Source organism: Mesorhizobium sp. M0051 (assembly GCF_040323235.1).
In the GTDB taxonomy this organism is placed as follows: domain Bacteria; phylum Pseudomonadota; class Alphaproteobacteria; order Rhizobiales; family Rhizobiaceae; genus Mesorhizobium.
The window spans coordinates 47,698-60,620 of the sequence record NZ_JAMYUT010000008.1; the positions used below are offsets into that span (position 1 = coordinate 47,698).

The 12,923-nt window shown below is 64.1% G+C and carries 12 protein-coding genes; 7 read left to right on the top strand and 5 right to left on the bottom strand.

Annotation, left to right across the window (positions count from 1 at the left end):
• The first annotated feature begins 13 nt into the window (after positions 1-13).
• Together NKJ90_RS10395 and NKJ90_RS10400 are read left to right on the top strand one after the other, a co-directional pair.
• The gene (locus NKJ90_RS10395; protein ID WP_023760116.1) at positions 14-196 is read left to right on the top strand and encodes a YjiS-like domain-containing protein; all 183 of its coding nucleotides are present in this window, start codon (positions 14-16) and stop codon (positions 194-196) included.
• Positions 193-1,095, top strand: coding sequence for an NmrA family NAD(P)-binding protein (locus NKJ90_RS10400; protein ID WP_023760117.1), 903 nt, complete (start codon positions 193-195; stop codon positions 1,093-1,095). Before NKJ90_RS10395 ends, NKJ90_RS10400 begins: the two co-directional genes overlap by 4 nt.
• A 32-nt stretch (positions 1,096-1,127) precedes the next feature.
• Here the strand turns inward: NKJ90_RS10400 and NKJ90_RS10405 are convergent, their stop codons facing one another.
• On the bottom strand, positions 1,128-2,036 hold the full coding sequence (locus NKJ90_RS10405) for a hypothetical protein (protein WP_245266685.1): 909 nt from the start codon (positions 2,034-2,036) through the stop codon (positions 1,128-1,130).
• A 316-nt stretch (positions 2,037-2,352) separates the two neighbouring features.
• Between NKJ90_RS10405 and NKJ90_RS10410 the strand changes: the two genes are divergently transcribed.
• Complete coding sequence (locus tag NKJ90_RS10410; protein WP_023760119.1) at positions 2,353-2,634, top strand: hypothetical protein; 282 nt, start codon at positions 2,353-2,355, stop codon at positions 2,632-2,634.
• Positions 2,635-3,169: 535 nt separating this feature from the next.
• Positions 3,170-4,279, top strand: coding sequence for a KamA family radical SAM protein (locus NKJ90_RS10415; protein WP_023760120.1), 1,110 nt, complete (start codon positions 3,170-3,172; stop codon positions 4,277-4,279).
• A 2-nt stretch (positions 4,280-4,281) separates the two neighbouring features.
• Here the strand turns inward: NKJ90_RS10415 and NKJ90_RS10420 are convergent, their stop codons facing one another.
• The 3 genes from NKJ90_RS10420 to NKJ90_RS10430 are packed head-to-tail and all read right to left on the bottom strand — an operon-like array spanning position 4,282 to position 9,528.
• Positions 4,282-4,887 (bottom strand): 4'-phosphopantetheinyl transferase family protein, encoded by a 606-nt coding sequence (locus NKJ90_RS10420; protein WP_050589547.1) that lies wholly within the window; start codon positions 4,885-4,887, stop codon positions 4,282-4,284.
• 47 nt (positions 4,888-4,934) lie between these two features.
• Entirely contained in the window at positions 4,935-5,438 is a 504-nt protein-coding gene (locus NKJ90_RS10425) for a GNAT family N-acetyltransferase (RefSeq protein WP_023760122.1), read from the bottom strand.
• Positions 5,416-9,528, bottom strand: a complete 4,113-nt coding sequence (locus tag NKJ90_RS10430) for a Pls/PosA family non-ribosomal peptide synthetase (protein ID WP_023760123.1) — start codon at positions 9,526-9,528, stop codon at positions 5,416-5,418. The genes NKJ90_RS10425 and NKJ90_RS10430 overlap by 23 nt, the downstream gene beginning before the upstream one ends.
• Before the next feature lie 249 nt (positions 9,529-9,777).
• Here NKJ90_RS10430 and NKJ90_RS10435 point away from each other — a divergent pair, with 249 nt between their 5' ends.
• From NKJ90_RS10435 to NKJ90_RS10445, 3 genes are all read left to right on the top strand, one after another.
• Positions 9,778-10,401: a BA14K family protein gene (locus NKJ90_RS10435; protein WP_023760124.1), complete on the top strand. Its 624-nt coding sequence runs from the start codon at positions 9,778-9,780 to the stop codon at positions 10,399-10,401.
• A 119-nt stretch (positions 10,402-10,520) separates the two neighbouring features.
• The gene (locus tag NKJ90_RS10440; RefSeq protein ID WP_023760125.1) at positions 10,521-10,862 is read left to right on the top strand and encodes a DUF2934 domain-containing protein; all 342 of its coding nucleotides are present in this window, start codon (positions 10,521-10,523) and stop codon (positions 10,860-10,862) included.
• Positions 10,859-11,008, top strand: coding sequence for a hypothetical protein (locus NKJ90_RS10445; RefSeq protein WP_010910556.1), 150 nt, complete (start codon positions 10,859-10,861; stop codon positions 11,006-11,008). Before NKJ90_RS10440 ends, NKJ90_RS10445 begins: the two co-directional genes overlap by 4 nt.
• 50 nt (positions 11,009-11,058) lie before the next feature.
• On the opposite strand, the gene NKJ90_RS10450 is transcribed toward NKJ90_RS10445, so the two are convergent.
• Complete coding sequence (locus tag NKJ90_RS10450; protein WP_023760126.1) at positions 11,059-12,921, bottom strand: CHASE2 domain-containing protein; 1,863 nt, start codon at positions 12,919-12,921, stop codon at positions 11,059-11,061.
• Between the last annotated feature and the right edge of the window lie 2 nt (positions 12,922-12,923).

Below are 12,923 nucleotides of genomic sequence, written 5' to 3' on the forward strand. Positions count from 1 at the left end.
CAGGAGACGGACAATGAACCCGACCTTCAACTCCATCAGCGCCGCGATGAGCGGTCTTGCCATCAGAATCTCGGCGGCCGTCGAGCGCCGCGGTTCGCTGCGCCGGGTGGCGCGCTTCTCGGACCATCGCCTGCGTGACATCGGTTTCGAGCGCGACTGGGACGGTTCCATCCTGCGCAATGGGAGGGCGATATGACCAGCACCCTTATCATCGGCGCGACGGGGCTTCTCGGCAGCGAGATGGCGAAGGCCAGTGCGCGCAATGGCGATCGCCTTCATGTCCTGGTCCGGCCTTCGACGGCGCGCAATGAAGAGCGGCTGCGCCCGCTCCGCGACCTCGGCGCCACGGTCCATGTCGGCGACCTCGACGACCATGGCAGCCTTGTCCGGGCCGCCGGCAAGGTGGATCGCGTCATCTCCTCGGTGCATGTGGATTCGGCCAGCGAGATGACGCTGGTGCGCGCGCTTAGGGATGCCGGCGTGTCCCGCTATGTGCCTTCCGCCGGCTTCGGCCTCGACTTTGCCGCCGCCGCCCCGGGTTCGATCCCGCCACTCGACCTCAAGCGGGACGTCTTCTCGGCGATCAAGGAGGCCGATCTGCCCTATACGGTGATCTACACCAACGGCTTCTTTTCGACCTGGGTGGCAACGCTGGGCGACTTGATGCGCTTCGGCTCGTCGCCTTTGCCTCCCGAAAAGGTGACGCTTTATGGCAACGGCAATGTGCCGGCGACATTCGTCAGCGAGAAGGACATTGCCGCCGTCACCTTGCGCGCGTTGAACGACCCCGGTGCCATCCGCAGCGAAATCCGGATCGCCCAGAACAAGATCACCCAGAACGAGATGATCGATCTGTGGCGCCGCGTGAGTGGACGGTCGCCGCGCATCTTGCAGCAGAGCGCCGACGAACTGGAGGCGATGATCGCGGTAGCTCCCGGCCTCGGCTTGCTGCGGGCGTTCTGGATACGCGGCGAGACAGCGCTTGAAACGGCCACGCCGGAAGCCGGGGCGCTCTATCCGGAGCTGACTTTCGAGACGATCGAGAGCGCGTATGTGGCGATGGCGGGCGCAAAGGGCCAACAGCGGCAGGGCTGAGCAGGCTCGGCGCCGACGCGCCGGGAAGTGGCCTACTTGCCGGCCATGTGATCGGCAAACTCCTGTGCCTGGGCGAGAAGTGCGGGGAAGACCGGCTCGCTCGGCAGGTGCTCGCCCAGGCAGGCGCGATAGTCGGCGTCCCCCTTTTCCCAGGCGACATTGGCGGCATCGTACGCCGTTTCGTCCTTGAGGTCCGAGGCCTGGTAAGCCTCCTGGAATTTCTGGGCGGCGGCGTCCGCCGACGTCCACACGGCGTCGCAGGCCGCGATCTTGGGTATAGGCGCTGCCGCGGGCGCCGAGGCGATCATGACGCTATTGCCCTTGACGAGCGTGACGATGACCTGCTGGTCGGGGTTCGGTCCTATGTCCTGCGCCCAGCCGCCGAGCCGCGCGAAGGCGATGTCTGCGCCTTCTGGCTTCTTCAGGGACAAGTCGAGAGTCCCCGTGAACACAGCGTCGCTGTTGATCGCCTGGGTGTAGAAAGCATCGAGCTTCAGCGCCGCATCGATGCTGGCGGGCAGTCTGAAGCTTTCGTCCAACTCGGCCGCCCTGGACTGGAGCCAGCGCTCGAGCAGCCCCCGCGTCGTTGCCACGAGGCTCGGGCCGTCATCGCTTTTGGCGTATCGCAAACCATCGAGCATGCCGAATCCGATATCGGCATCGCTCAGGCTTCCGAGATTGATCGTGCCGTTTGCCGGGAAATCGGCAACCGCCAAGGGGCCGAGGATGGTGGACAGACGCCCTTCGAGATCGGCCAACGCCTTCGTTCCGGCGGCATCGAGCGTTTCAACGGATTCGTTCGCGCTTGCCAGTGCCGCGATGGTGGAAATCGCCTTGTCACGTGCGGCGATATAGTCGTCCTCCGGCGAGGCCGCGAGAACCGTGCCGGTTGCGAGCGCAAAGATGATAGTCCAGACCAGCCGCATGACATAACCCCCCATAGGCGATCCACAGGCCGGGAGCCATCGAGCAGCTTTGCGGCAATTGCGCGGCAGCGACCGTGGAAGCCAAACATCCTGGTCCATCGGGGAGGCAATCGGCCCATTAACCATCGATTAACTATCAGGTCGCCTTTGAATCAAATTTGGCGGATACTGTTTTTTGGGCCGAACGAGGCTGCTCGAGGGACCTGGAAAGACAGCAATCATCAGCGTAGCGTGCCGCTTTCGGCCGCGCGGGGTACTCAAAAAAGAAGCGACGGACCACCGTCGCCTTGCGGGGAGGCGTCAGCATCATTTTTGGATGAGGAGCGCCAGAATGAAGATCGAAGACGCAGTGATGGCGGTGACAGCCGAGGCCAACGCGCTGCTATCTTGCCTCGGCCAGCCCGTCGTCGCCTACCACGTCACGGCAATCATGCGAGAGGCAGACCTGGAACACGCCAGGCAGATGCTGCTTGTCTTGATGCGGCGAAGCATCGAGGCGCTCGTCGATGACGGCCTCGAGACTATGGCGGCCGAACATTTTGTTTCACAGTTCCATGGTCGCGTTGGTTTGACCTGGAGGCTGCTCCACGCTTCGGATGGCGTGGCGCATTGAAGGGATGGCTTGAGGACCGATCAGGATGGTGGCACCTCCCTTGTCGGCCGAATATGCTGGAACAAGAGACTGCCGTGCCCGCGCCGTCAAGATTCTGGTGCTCGACCGATCCAGAGCCACCCGTGCCCCTGCAGCGCCGGTGTTGTTCGGCCCATGGCAGTCCTCCTCCCGAGGCGCCGCATCTCCCCTTGCGGCGCTATCGCCTGTGAGCTTGCCTGAAATTGCAGGCGTGGTCGATGCGGCGAAAGTTGGGGATGGGTAGGTTGGCGCTTGAACACCCCCCCTCTGCCCTGCCGGGCATCTCCCCCGCAAGGAGGGAGATCGGCGCTTCAATCACGGCGCTTGTCTTGCGACGTTGACGGTTGGCGAAAGCGATGGTGGCATCCAATCTCCCCCCTTGCGGGGGAGATGTCCGGCAGGACAGAGGGGGGTGTGAAGGATCGCGGCGCTGACAATCTGCGGCAAAGCATGTGGTTGACCTCACCAGCCATCCGCCCGATAGGTCCGCTCCAAGCATACCACCCGAGAAACCCCGATGCCGTCAGACACTAAACTCCACCCCGCGCCCGCCGCCGCCGACGCCGCCTGGCAGGCGGACGTCCGCGCCGGTGTCCGCCACGTCCGCGATCTCGCCTCCCTGCCGCTGTCGTCGGCCGAGCGTGCGGCGGCTCAAGCGGCTGCGGCGAACCACAAGGTGCGCGTTCCCAAAGCCTATCTCGACCTGATCGACTGGAACGATCCCGCCGATCCGATCCGGGCGCAGGTCATCCCCTCGCCCGACGAATTGATGGAGCAGGACGGCGAGCTCGACGATCCGATCGCCGACCATGAATTCAGCCCGGTGCCGCGGCTGACGCATCGCCATGCCGATCGGGTGCTGTTGTTCCCGACCTATCAATGCGCGGTCTATTGCCGGTTCTGCTTCCGCAAGGAATCGCTGACCGCGATCGGCAGGGGTTATACGCGCGAGGCGTTGGAGCCGGCGCTGGCCTATATATCAGACCATCCCGAAATCCGCGAGGTGATCCTGACTGGCGGCGATCCGCTCTCGCTGCCGGACAAGGCGCTGGCCGAAATCTTCGCGCGCATCGAGGCGATCCCGCATGTGCGGCTGTTGCGCATCCACACGCGCGTGCCGGTGGCACTGCCATCGCGCATCACGCCGGGGCTGGTTGCCGCCCTGCAGGGCCGGCTGATGGTCACAATCGTCACCCATTTCAACCACGCGCGTGAGATCACGCCCGCGACCGAGACAGCCTGCCGGACGATGCGCCACGCGGGTTTCGTGCTGCTCAACCAGAGCGTTCTGCTCAAGGGCGTCAACGACACGATCGAGGTGCTGGAAGAGCTCTGCCGCGAGCTGATGTATCGGCTCGGCGTCAAACCCTATTACCTGCACCACGGCGACCTCGCGCGCGGCATGGCGCACAGGCGCACGATGATTGCGCAGGGCCAGGCGCTGGCCGCGGCATTGCGCGCGCGGCTGTCGGGCATCTGCAACCCCGTCTATGTGCTCGACCTGCCGGAAGGCGGCGGCAAGGTGCCGATCGGGCCTTGTTATGTCGAGGGGCGGGACGGGGAGAGCTGGCGGTTGCGTGGGCTCGATGGCGAGGTGAGGGGGTACACGGAGGTGGTTGGCGAGTAGCGCTAACGCGTCTCGACAAACGCCAGCACGACCACGCGCGGGGCAACGCAGTATGCGAGGCTGACCTTGCGGCCCGTCTTCGTCGTCGCTTGGCCTGCGTTGAGATCCACAGTGATATCCTCATAGCCCAGCACCTCGCGATCGAGGGGATAGACGGCCTTGTAGACGGCTTCCTTGGCGCAAAAGAGGATGCGACCGGCAAGATGCCGGTCCGCTGCGTCCGTCCTATCGGCAGGGATTGTAACAAGTGCGAAGATCTCGTCCGGGAGCGGTTGCGCGGGCTCGACGTCGATGCCCAGCGAGGCGATATGGCCAATGGGCGCAACCGCCGCCACGGCCATGTCGTCGTCATGGGCCAGCGAGCCGGTGATCCCGTCGGGCCAGACCGGCGCGCCGGTTGGCGCGCGCGGGATGGCGACGCCGTTCATGCCAAGCTCCGCCAGCAGTCCGTGCGCAATCCAGCGCGCCGCACCGCTGGCCCGCCGCATGGCCGGCTGGCGCGCCGGGATAGAGCGCGCCTCTTCGGGCAGCAGATGGCCCTCGTCGCCGTCGCGTATCACTCGGCATCCGACCCGGACGCCGATGGGCGCAAGGGCAAGGGCGATCATCGCCTGCAGCAGTGATGTTTGCGCCAGCGCGATTTCAGAGGACCGCGTCACGATCGTTCGTCTGTGCCCGACAGGACCAGATCGGCGATCATTTCGCCGTCCTCGTCGAGCCCTTCTTCGACGAAGCCGGCGCTGCGATAAAGGTTTCGTGCAGCTTCATTGTCCGGTTCGTAGCAGATCGAAACGTGGCTGATGTGGCCGAGCCCAATGATTTCGTCCAGCACTTCGCGCAACGCGGCCTTGCCATAGCCTCTGCCCTGAGAGGCGCGGTCGATCATGAAGCGGTAGATGCGCGCCTCGTCGTCATTCCGCGGTGCATCGTACATGAGGAAACCGACGACACGATCGCCGGCCATTATGACGCGTGGCTGCGCGTCTTCGTCCGCTTCGGCTTCGTCGAGCGAGTCCGCATTGCTGGCGACGAAGTCGATCTGCTCCGGGGCGAGTTCCAGGGCCGCGACCAGGGCCCGGTTGGCCCCGGTCACGGAAACGAGACGGATGTCTGCGCTCTTCAAGCCGATGCCTTTTTCAAGCCGATGCCTTGGAGCCATCGTCGGTGACCGGCTCGACGAAGCGATGCAGCTTGGCCGGGTTGCCGCGCCAAATGGAATTGGGCTCCAGCTCTTCGCCCTTCATCACGAAGGAATCGACGTCGACCACCGAGCCTTCGCCCATCACCACGCCATAGTGGACAAAAGCGGAAGGACCGAGCGTGCAGCCCTTGCCGATGCGGATGAAGTCGGACTTGAACGCGCCTTCTTCCAGCGAATGGGCCTGGATGACGCAGCCCTCGTTGAGGGTGGCGTCGTCGCCGATCTCCACCAGCGAGCGCTCGGTCAAATTGCTGCCGCCGTCATAGACACGGCTGCCGACCTTGACGCCCAGCAGGCGCAGGATGACCGGCCGGAACGGCGTGCCGGCGAACAGGCGCACTATCGGCGAATCCGCGAGCTTCCAGTGGCGTTCGTGGCGCCAGAACGCGACGTCGTAGATCGTCGTCATCTGCGGCTTCAGCCTGCCAAAACCAAGGCTCGCCCGCTCGACCAGGATGTAGAACGGAATAGTGATCGCCGAGGTCAAAAGCACGGCGGCGAAGAGCGCGACCTCCGCCCATTCAGTGTAGTAGTTCAGGGCTCGATCCCAGATCGCCAGCGTGGCGAACAGCATGACCCACTGCGTTGCCACGAATAGAAGGATCGTCACCAGATTGTGGCGGTTCTTCAGGGGGATGCGCTGGCGCCGGTCGGCCTCGTCGACGCCGGCGATGAGTTCCTTGTCGCGGTTCACCATGCGCGGGATCTCAAACGCAGGCGAACCGAGAAGCCCGACATTCTCGCGCAACGGTCCGTCGATGGGGATCATCACTTTGGTGCCGAGCAGCACATTGTCGCCCGTGCGTCCGTCCGGCGGGTAGTAGATGTTGTTGCCGAGGTAGTTGCGTTCGCCGATCCGCGTCTGCTCGAGCCGGAAAGCCGAGGCGGACTTGTGCATGTTGATCATGAACAGCCCGTCCGACACCATGGTCTCGGTGCCGATCTCGCACAGAAGCGGGTTTTCGTGCTGCTGGTTGCTGCCGAAGTTGGAGCCGGTCTGCACCACCTTGTTGAGATTCCAGCCGATGGCCCTGATATAGTGCACGATTGCCGAGCTGTCGCCGAACAGCAGGCCAAGCACGCGGGAATTGCTCGAGAATTCGGCGACGGTCTGCAGCCAGTAGCGGAAGCCATACAGCGTGTAGGTTTGGCCTGGCTTCAGGATCAGGTTCGTCAGGCGCGGCACCAGCGTCGCTGTCAGAAAAGCCACGGCGATGTAGCCGAACAGCGTGACCGTGGTGCCGATCGCGACGATGCCGATCGTCTCCTGATAGTCGTCGCCGACATTCTCCCAGTAGCTGTGGAACAGCAGCGGCAAAGGGGTGACGATAGCAAACAGCCCGATCAGCTGAACCGCTTCGAAGAGGAAGCGCCGGATGTTAGAAGGATCGACATTGCGCACCTTGCAATAGTCCGCCGTGGTCGGCACGGCCGGCGATCCATGCCAGCGTTCGCCGTCCGGTATGCTCTGCCCGCGGTGCAGCGAGGATGAATGGCCGAGCTGGGCGCCATCCCCGATCCTGGTGTCGATGTCGAGCGTGGAGCCGACGCCCACGAAGGCATCGCGACCGATGGTCAGCGGCCCGGTATGGATATAGCCGGACTGGGCTCGATAGCCGAGGACCATGGATTCCTTGCGCAGAATGGTGTTGGCGCCGATGGAAACGAGATCGGTGCAGACGGGCACGGATTTCGATTCGATGACGGCGTTTTTCCCGAGTTTGGTGCCGAGAAGCTGCAGATAGAAGCTGTAGAGCGGGCTGCCCCGGAACAGCACGACGGGTGCGGTGCGGATCAATGTCTTGACGACCCAGAAGCGGAAGTAGCGCACGCCCCAGATCGGAAACGCCTCGGCCTTCCAGCGGCCGATGAGAACCCATTTGGCGACGACGGCAAAGCCCGACATGCCGAAGAACACACCGGCCGAGAGCGCCACGCAGCGCAGGTACAGCTGCAGCGGATCGTCGAGCGCGTCGTACATCCAGGTGAGGCCGCCATTGATCGCCCACAGGGCGACATAGCTGTAGAGCCCGTAGAACAGCAGCTGTGCGGCGCCGCAGGTCCAGTAGGCAAAATTCGATGCCCGGCGGGTGAGGACCGGCTCATTGGTGGCCGTGGTCATTTCCTCCGCAACGCGGAGATGCCGCGCCAGGCGCGCCACGGTCGGATAGAGATAGATGTCGCGCATCGAGGCCGTCGCCCATTCCTTCCTGGTGCGCACGCGCGCGCAGAAATGGGCCATCAGCAGCGAGTTGGCGCCGAGATCGTCGAAGAAATTGTCCTCGACGGACACCGCGTCGAATTTAAGCACCGCGGCCAGCGCGTCGGCCAGGAAACGCTCGTCGTCATTGCCGGGCGCCACCATCGCGCGATCGGCCGAAAGCCGGATGCTTGTCGGTTTTGGCAGCTGGCGCAGGTCCACCTTGTTGGAGACCGTCATCGGGATCGCAGGCAGCTCCTCCAGGTAGGACGGCACCATGTAATCCGGCAGCCGCCGCTTCATCGTCTGGGCGAGATCCGAGCGGGAAATCGCCGCTACGCCGGCCTTTGGCGCGTAATAGGCGACGAGTTCGACGCGGCCGGGCTCGATCTCCCAGGTGGTGACGGCGGCCTGCGCGATCTCGGGCTGGTCGAGCAGCACCGCCTCGATCTCGCCAAGCTCGATGCGGTAGCCACGGATCTTCACCTGGGTGTCGATGCGCCCGGCATATTCGATTTCGCCGCTATCGTTGATCCGGCCAAGATCGCCCGTCCGGTAGATGCGCTTCGACGGGTTGTTCGGCAGGCCGACGAAATCGGCGATGAATTTTTGTTCGGTAAGGTCCGGCCTGTTGAGATAGCCGACCGCGAGCCCGATGCCGGCGATCCCGATCTCGCCCAGTTCGCCGGGCTCGGCGAGCTGCGGCAGCGAAGCGTCAAGAATGACGATCGAATAGGTCGGCAGCGGCGCGCCTATGGTGACGGGGCTGTCCGGCGTCAGCGCACCCATGGTTGCGGTGACGGTCGCCTCGGTGGGGCCATAGGTGTTGAGGATCTGCCGTCCCGGCTTCGACCAGCGCACCACCAGATTGTGCGGGCAGGCCTCGCCGCCGACCAGCAGCGTGCGCAGGCTGGGCACGTCCGATGTCATCGACGACAGAAGCGTCGGGCTGCAGGCCATGCAGGTGATGTCGTGGTGGCGCAGGAAATCGGCGAGTTCCTCGCCCACCAGGGGCATCTGGCCAGGTGCCGGCACGACCGTCGCGCCGGCGACGAACGGCACCCAGATCTCTTCGGAAGAAAAGTCGAAGGCGATGGTCATGCCCTGATAGATGCGATCGCCCGGCCGGTAGCCGTAGGAGGCGGCGGCGACGCGGATGAAATTGACGAAGCTCTGGTGCTTGATAACGACGCCCTTGGGCCGGCCGGTGGTGCCGGACGTGTAGAGGATGTAGCAGGTGTCGTCCGAGGTCTTGGCATGCGGCTTCAGCGGCGCGTCGGACTGTTTGGAGATTTCGGCAGCCGCGCTGTCGATCAGCAGATGCGGAACCGGCAATTGGCCGGCGCGCGACGCATAGGCGGCGATGGTGACGATCAGGCTCACGTTGGCGTCTTCGATGATGAGCGTCATGCGCTCTTCGGGAAATGCCGTGGCCAGCGGCACGAAGGCGGCACCCGCCTTCACCACCGCGAGAAGTGCGACATAGGTCTCCGCCGAGCGGTCAAGGATGAGCCCGACCCGGTCGCCCGGCCGTACGCCGCGTTTGACCAGCAGGCGGGCGAACTGGTTGGCCCGCCTGTCCAGTTCCTGATAGGTCCAGGCCCGCCCGTCGGAAATCACCGCCGGCAAGGCGGCGAATGTCTGCGCGAGCTGTTCGAAGACCGTGTCGAGCCGCTCCCCGGGCAGGCCCTGCCGGGCAAAGTCGGCGCCCGTCAGGATCTGCCCGCGCGAGACTGTCGCGGGGGCCGTTCTGGCGTGTGCATCGACGCTTGTCAGTTCAGCTTCGGGCGGGCTGCCCGGTCTTGCTACGTCCAGTCCGGCGATATCGGCACCGTAATCCATGTCCATGCTTTCTCGTCCTGGTCGGCAAACGCCCGGCGCGGCCATTTTCCGGCCGCCGCGGCAGGCTTATGCCATCCGATTTTTTCGCCAGTTTTTCCGAACTGTTGAAATTTGTTTCTGGAGTGTGTCTGCGCTTGCTGGGGACTATCGGCCGCTGCGCGATCTTGTCCGTCGGGCGCCGGCGTCGCCCGAGCGTTTTTCTGGAACCAGCCTTGAGGCGCTGCATTTTATTAGCAGCGGCTCAAGGAGCTTGGCGTGAAAGCGGTGTTGGGACTGGTCTGCGGTTTCGTGTTGACGCTTGCGGTCTTCGGCAGCGGGCTGGGGTTCGCAGCCTGGCTGCTAGCCGCGAAGTCGCCGCGCCAGGCATCGGCCACCGTCAGCGTGGCGGAACTGTGGACCAAAAAAGCGCGGCCGGTGAACAAGGCGGACCAGAGCCTCGAGCGTCTGCCGGCCGAACAGTCCGCACCGGCGGACGTCCCCGCCAAGCCGCAGCCGCAGGAAGCGAAACCCGATCCGACCATGACTGGCACCGTCGCGCCCGTCGCGCCCGACGCGGCCGAACTGCCGCCGCCGCATCTCGCCTGGTGCTCCAGCCGCTACCGTTCGTACCGGGCCGACGACAACAGCTACATGTCCTATAGCGGGCAGCAACGCCCCTGCATCTCGCCCTATCTCGTCGTGGCCGATCGCACCGCCCAGCCAGGCGAGGGCTATGGCGGCGAAAACGGCACAGGATTGGGCGTCTACGCAACCGATGACGGCGGCGCCGAGCTTTCCGCCGACCATGTCGACTATTGCTTCAGCCGCTACCGCTCCTACCGGCCGGAAGACAACAGCTACCAGCCATACTCCGGCGGACCGAGGCGGCAATGCCAGTAGGCGTGGCCAGTGGGATCGCGGGCCCGCGCGCCAAAGGCCATTGCTCGATCCCATTATGCAATTTTCGGATCGTTCGGATCGGCACAACGTTTATCCCTGACCCAAGGAGGACCTGAGACATGGACCACGACCGGAACGACAGGATACGTGAGCGCGCATACCAGATCTGGGAACGAGAAGGCAGGATGCAGGGTGATCCCGAGCGGCACTGGCTCCAGGCCGAGGCCGAGATCGACCGCGAGGCAGCGCTGCCGCTGACCGCGGGCGATGCCGCGCCCGGCGAGATCGCCAGCACCGACGTGCTGGAAGTCGAGGCGCTGGCGGTGCGCACCGGCATATCGGGCGACGAGGCACAGGAACTGATCGACAGGCTTGGCCACGACCGCGCCGCCGTCGAACAAGCCGCGCGCATCCTGAGCGCCAAAAGGGGACGAAATCCTGGTGAGGGGCAGGCGAAATGATCCGGAAGCTCAAAGACGGAAAATACCGCCTCTATTCACGCAAGAAGGACGAAAAGACCGGCAAGCGGCGGAACCTGGGCACGTTCGACACGCGCGAGGCGGCGGAGAAGCATGAGAAGGAGGTGCAGTATTTCAAGCGGCATTGAGGGCGCCGCTGTTCGCAGGACAGGCAAGCCGCAGGCCTGCTGGCAACCCTCTACTGTAGCGTCCGTGCACTCTGCCAAAGCCAGATTGCGAGCGAGCCGGATCGCCCACGGATCTGTGTTTCCACAGGTCCTTTCAGGGTACCGGATTTGAACAACACGCACTCGCGGCCGGCGACATCAAGCATTATGTCACTCACCGCGACTTCAGCATTCTGGTCGGCCGCGATCTCCATCAAGCGACTGGCAACGTTGACTGTGTCACCTATGGCTGCGATGTGCTGACGGCCTTCGCTGCCGAGCCGAGAGGCTACGATTGTTCCGTGGTGGGCTCCAATCTTGAAGCCGAGCCGGGATGCAGTCGATGCAGGCAACGAGGCGAGCCAATCGTTGGTGCGCTTGGAGAGCCCCACACAACAGCGGGCGGCATTGAAGGCGTCATTCGGCGCTGGTTCCGGCAGACCGAACAGGATCATGGCTCCATCACCCATGAAATTCGTGACGACGCCACCGCAGCTCGTCACTTCTTCGCCGACCAACGCATGAAAACCGTTCAGGAGCTCGCGTGTGGCGACCGGTCCCAAGGATTCACTCAGTCCCGTGAAGCCGGACAGATCGATGAACAGGATGGCGGCGTCTCGCCGGACGGGCTCCGAGAGGAAGTCGCCATGCTTGGCCAGCCACTCCCCCATGCCTGGGGCTTCAACGCGTTGAAGCAATTGGCTCTGCGTTGCGAAAAATTGGGCTCGGCGCCTGCCCAGCCAAAGCTGCGCGGCCCCGAACAGGATGACCGGCGGAACGGCGGCGGTTATCGGCAGCGCGGCGCTCAGCCAGATGTGGTGCGAGAAAGCGGTCATGTTGACCACGAACCAGATCAGGACCACGCCGGCGATCGCCGCGAGGCCGCCGGCGTTTCGCCGCCATGCCAACAGCCCGACAAGAATCATTGGCAGCACCACTGCAAAGCCGGCATCCACAAGCCGAACATGCTGGTCTCGCACTATTCCGTCGCCGGCCATCAGATGAGCAATCGCCGTCGATATGACTTCGACGCCCGGGAGTATGGGATCGAACGGTGTCGGGAAAACATCGCCGGTGCCGGTTGCCGTTGCTCCGATCACAACAATTCGATCCCGGATCGTGCCGGGATCGAATTGGCCGTCCAGCACGGTCGCCGCGCTGATCGTGCGGATCGTGCCGCGGGGACCATAGAATGTCAGGGGCAGGATGTGACCAATGTCCGTCCGAATAGACCGTCCGCTTAGGGATAGATGATCGGCTGCGATTTCTGGATCCTCTCCTGCTGCCATGGCGGCAACACGCAAGGGGAAAGACACTTCCAGCCGATCTCCGGCCCGAAACAGCAACGGCACGAACCGGGGCGTTCCCGTCTTGTCGGTGGCCACGTTCACGACGCCGACAGCCGCGACATCCGAGAACGCTTTCAGGGGCCACAGGAACCGCTCGGCATTCGGCACGCCGGCGATGGGTCCTTCGCCCACCGTCCATTGTTTGCCTCCGGGGTAGACCGCCGCGGCTGCGATTACGCTTGCACCCCCGCTCAGCGAACGCGCGAGCGCCTCATCATTGTCTTTTGCCCCGGGATCGACCAGCAGCAGGTCGAGCGCAATGGCTTTCGGTCCAAGCCGCGCTATCGTATCGACAAGCCGGGCAAGCGTGGCGCGGTTGAGGGGATATGTACCCTCGTGCCGCACCGCGTCGTCGTCTATCGCGACAATGGTCATCAGCTCCGGTGGCTTTGCCGTTCCTCGAACAAGCGTTCGAAGATCGGTCATCGTTGCTTCGACGCGATCGAGAAACCACAAATTGCCGCGCCAGTGCGCGAAGCCCAGGCCGGCGCCCCAAAGACCCGCCAGGATGAGCGCGATCAGCGTCGGAAGCGCTCGCCTGCTCACAG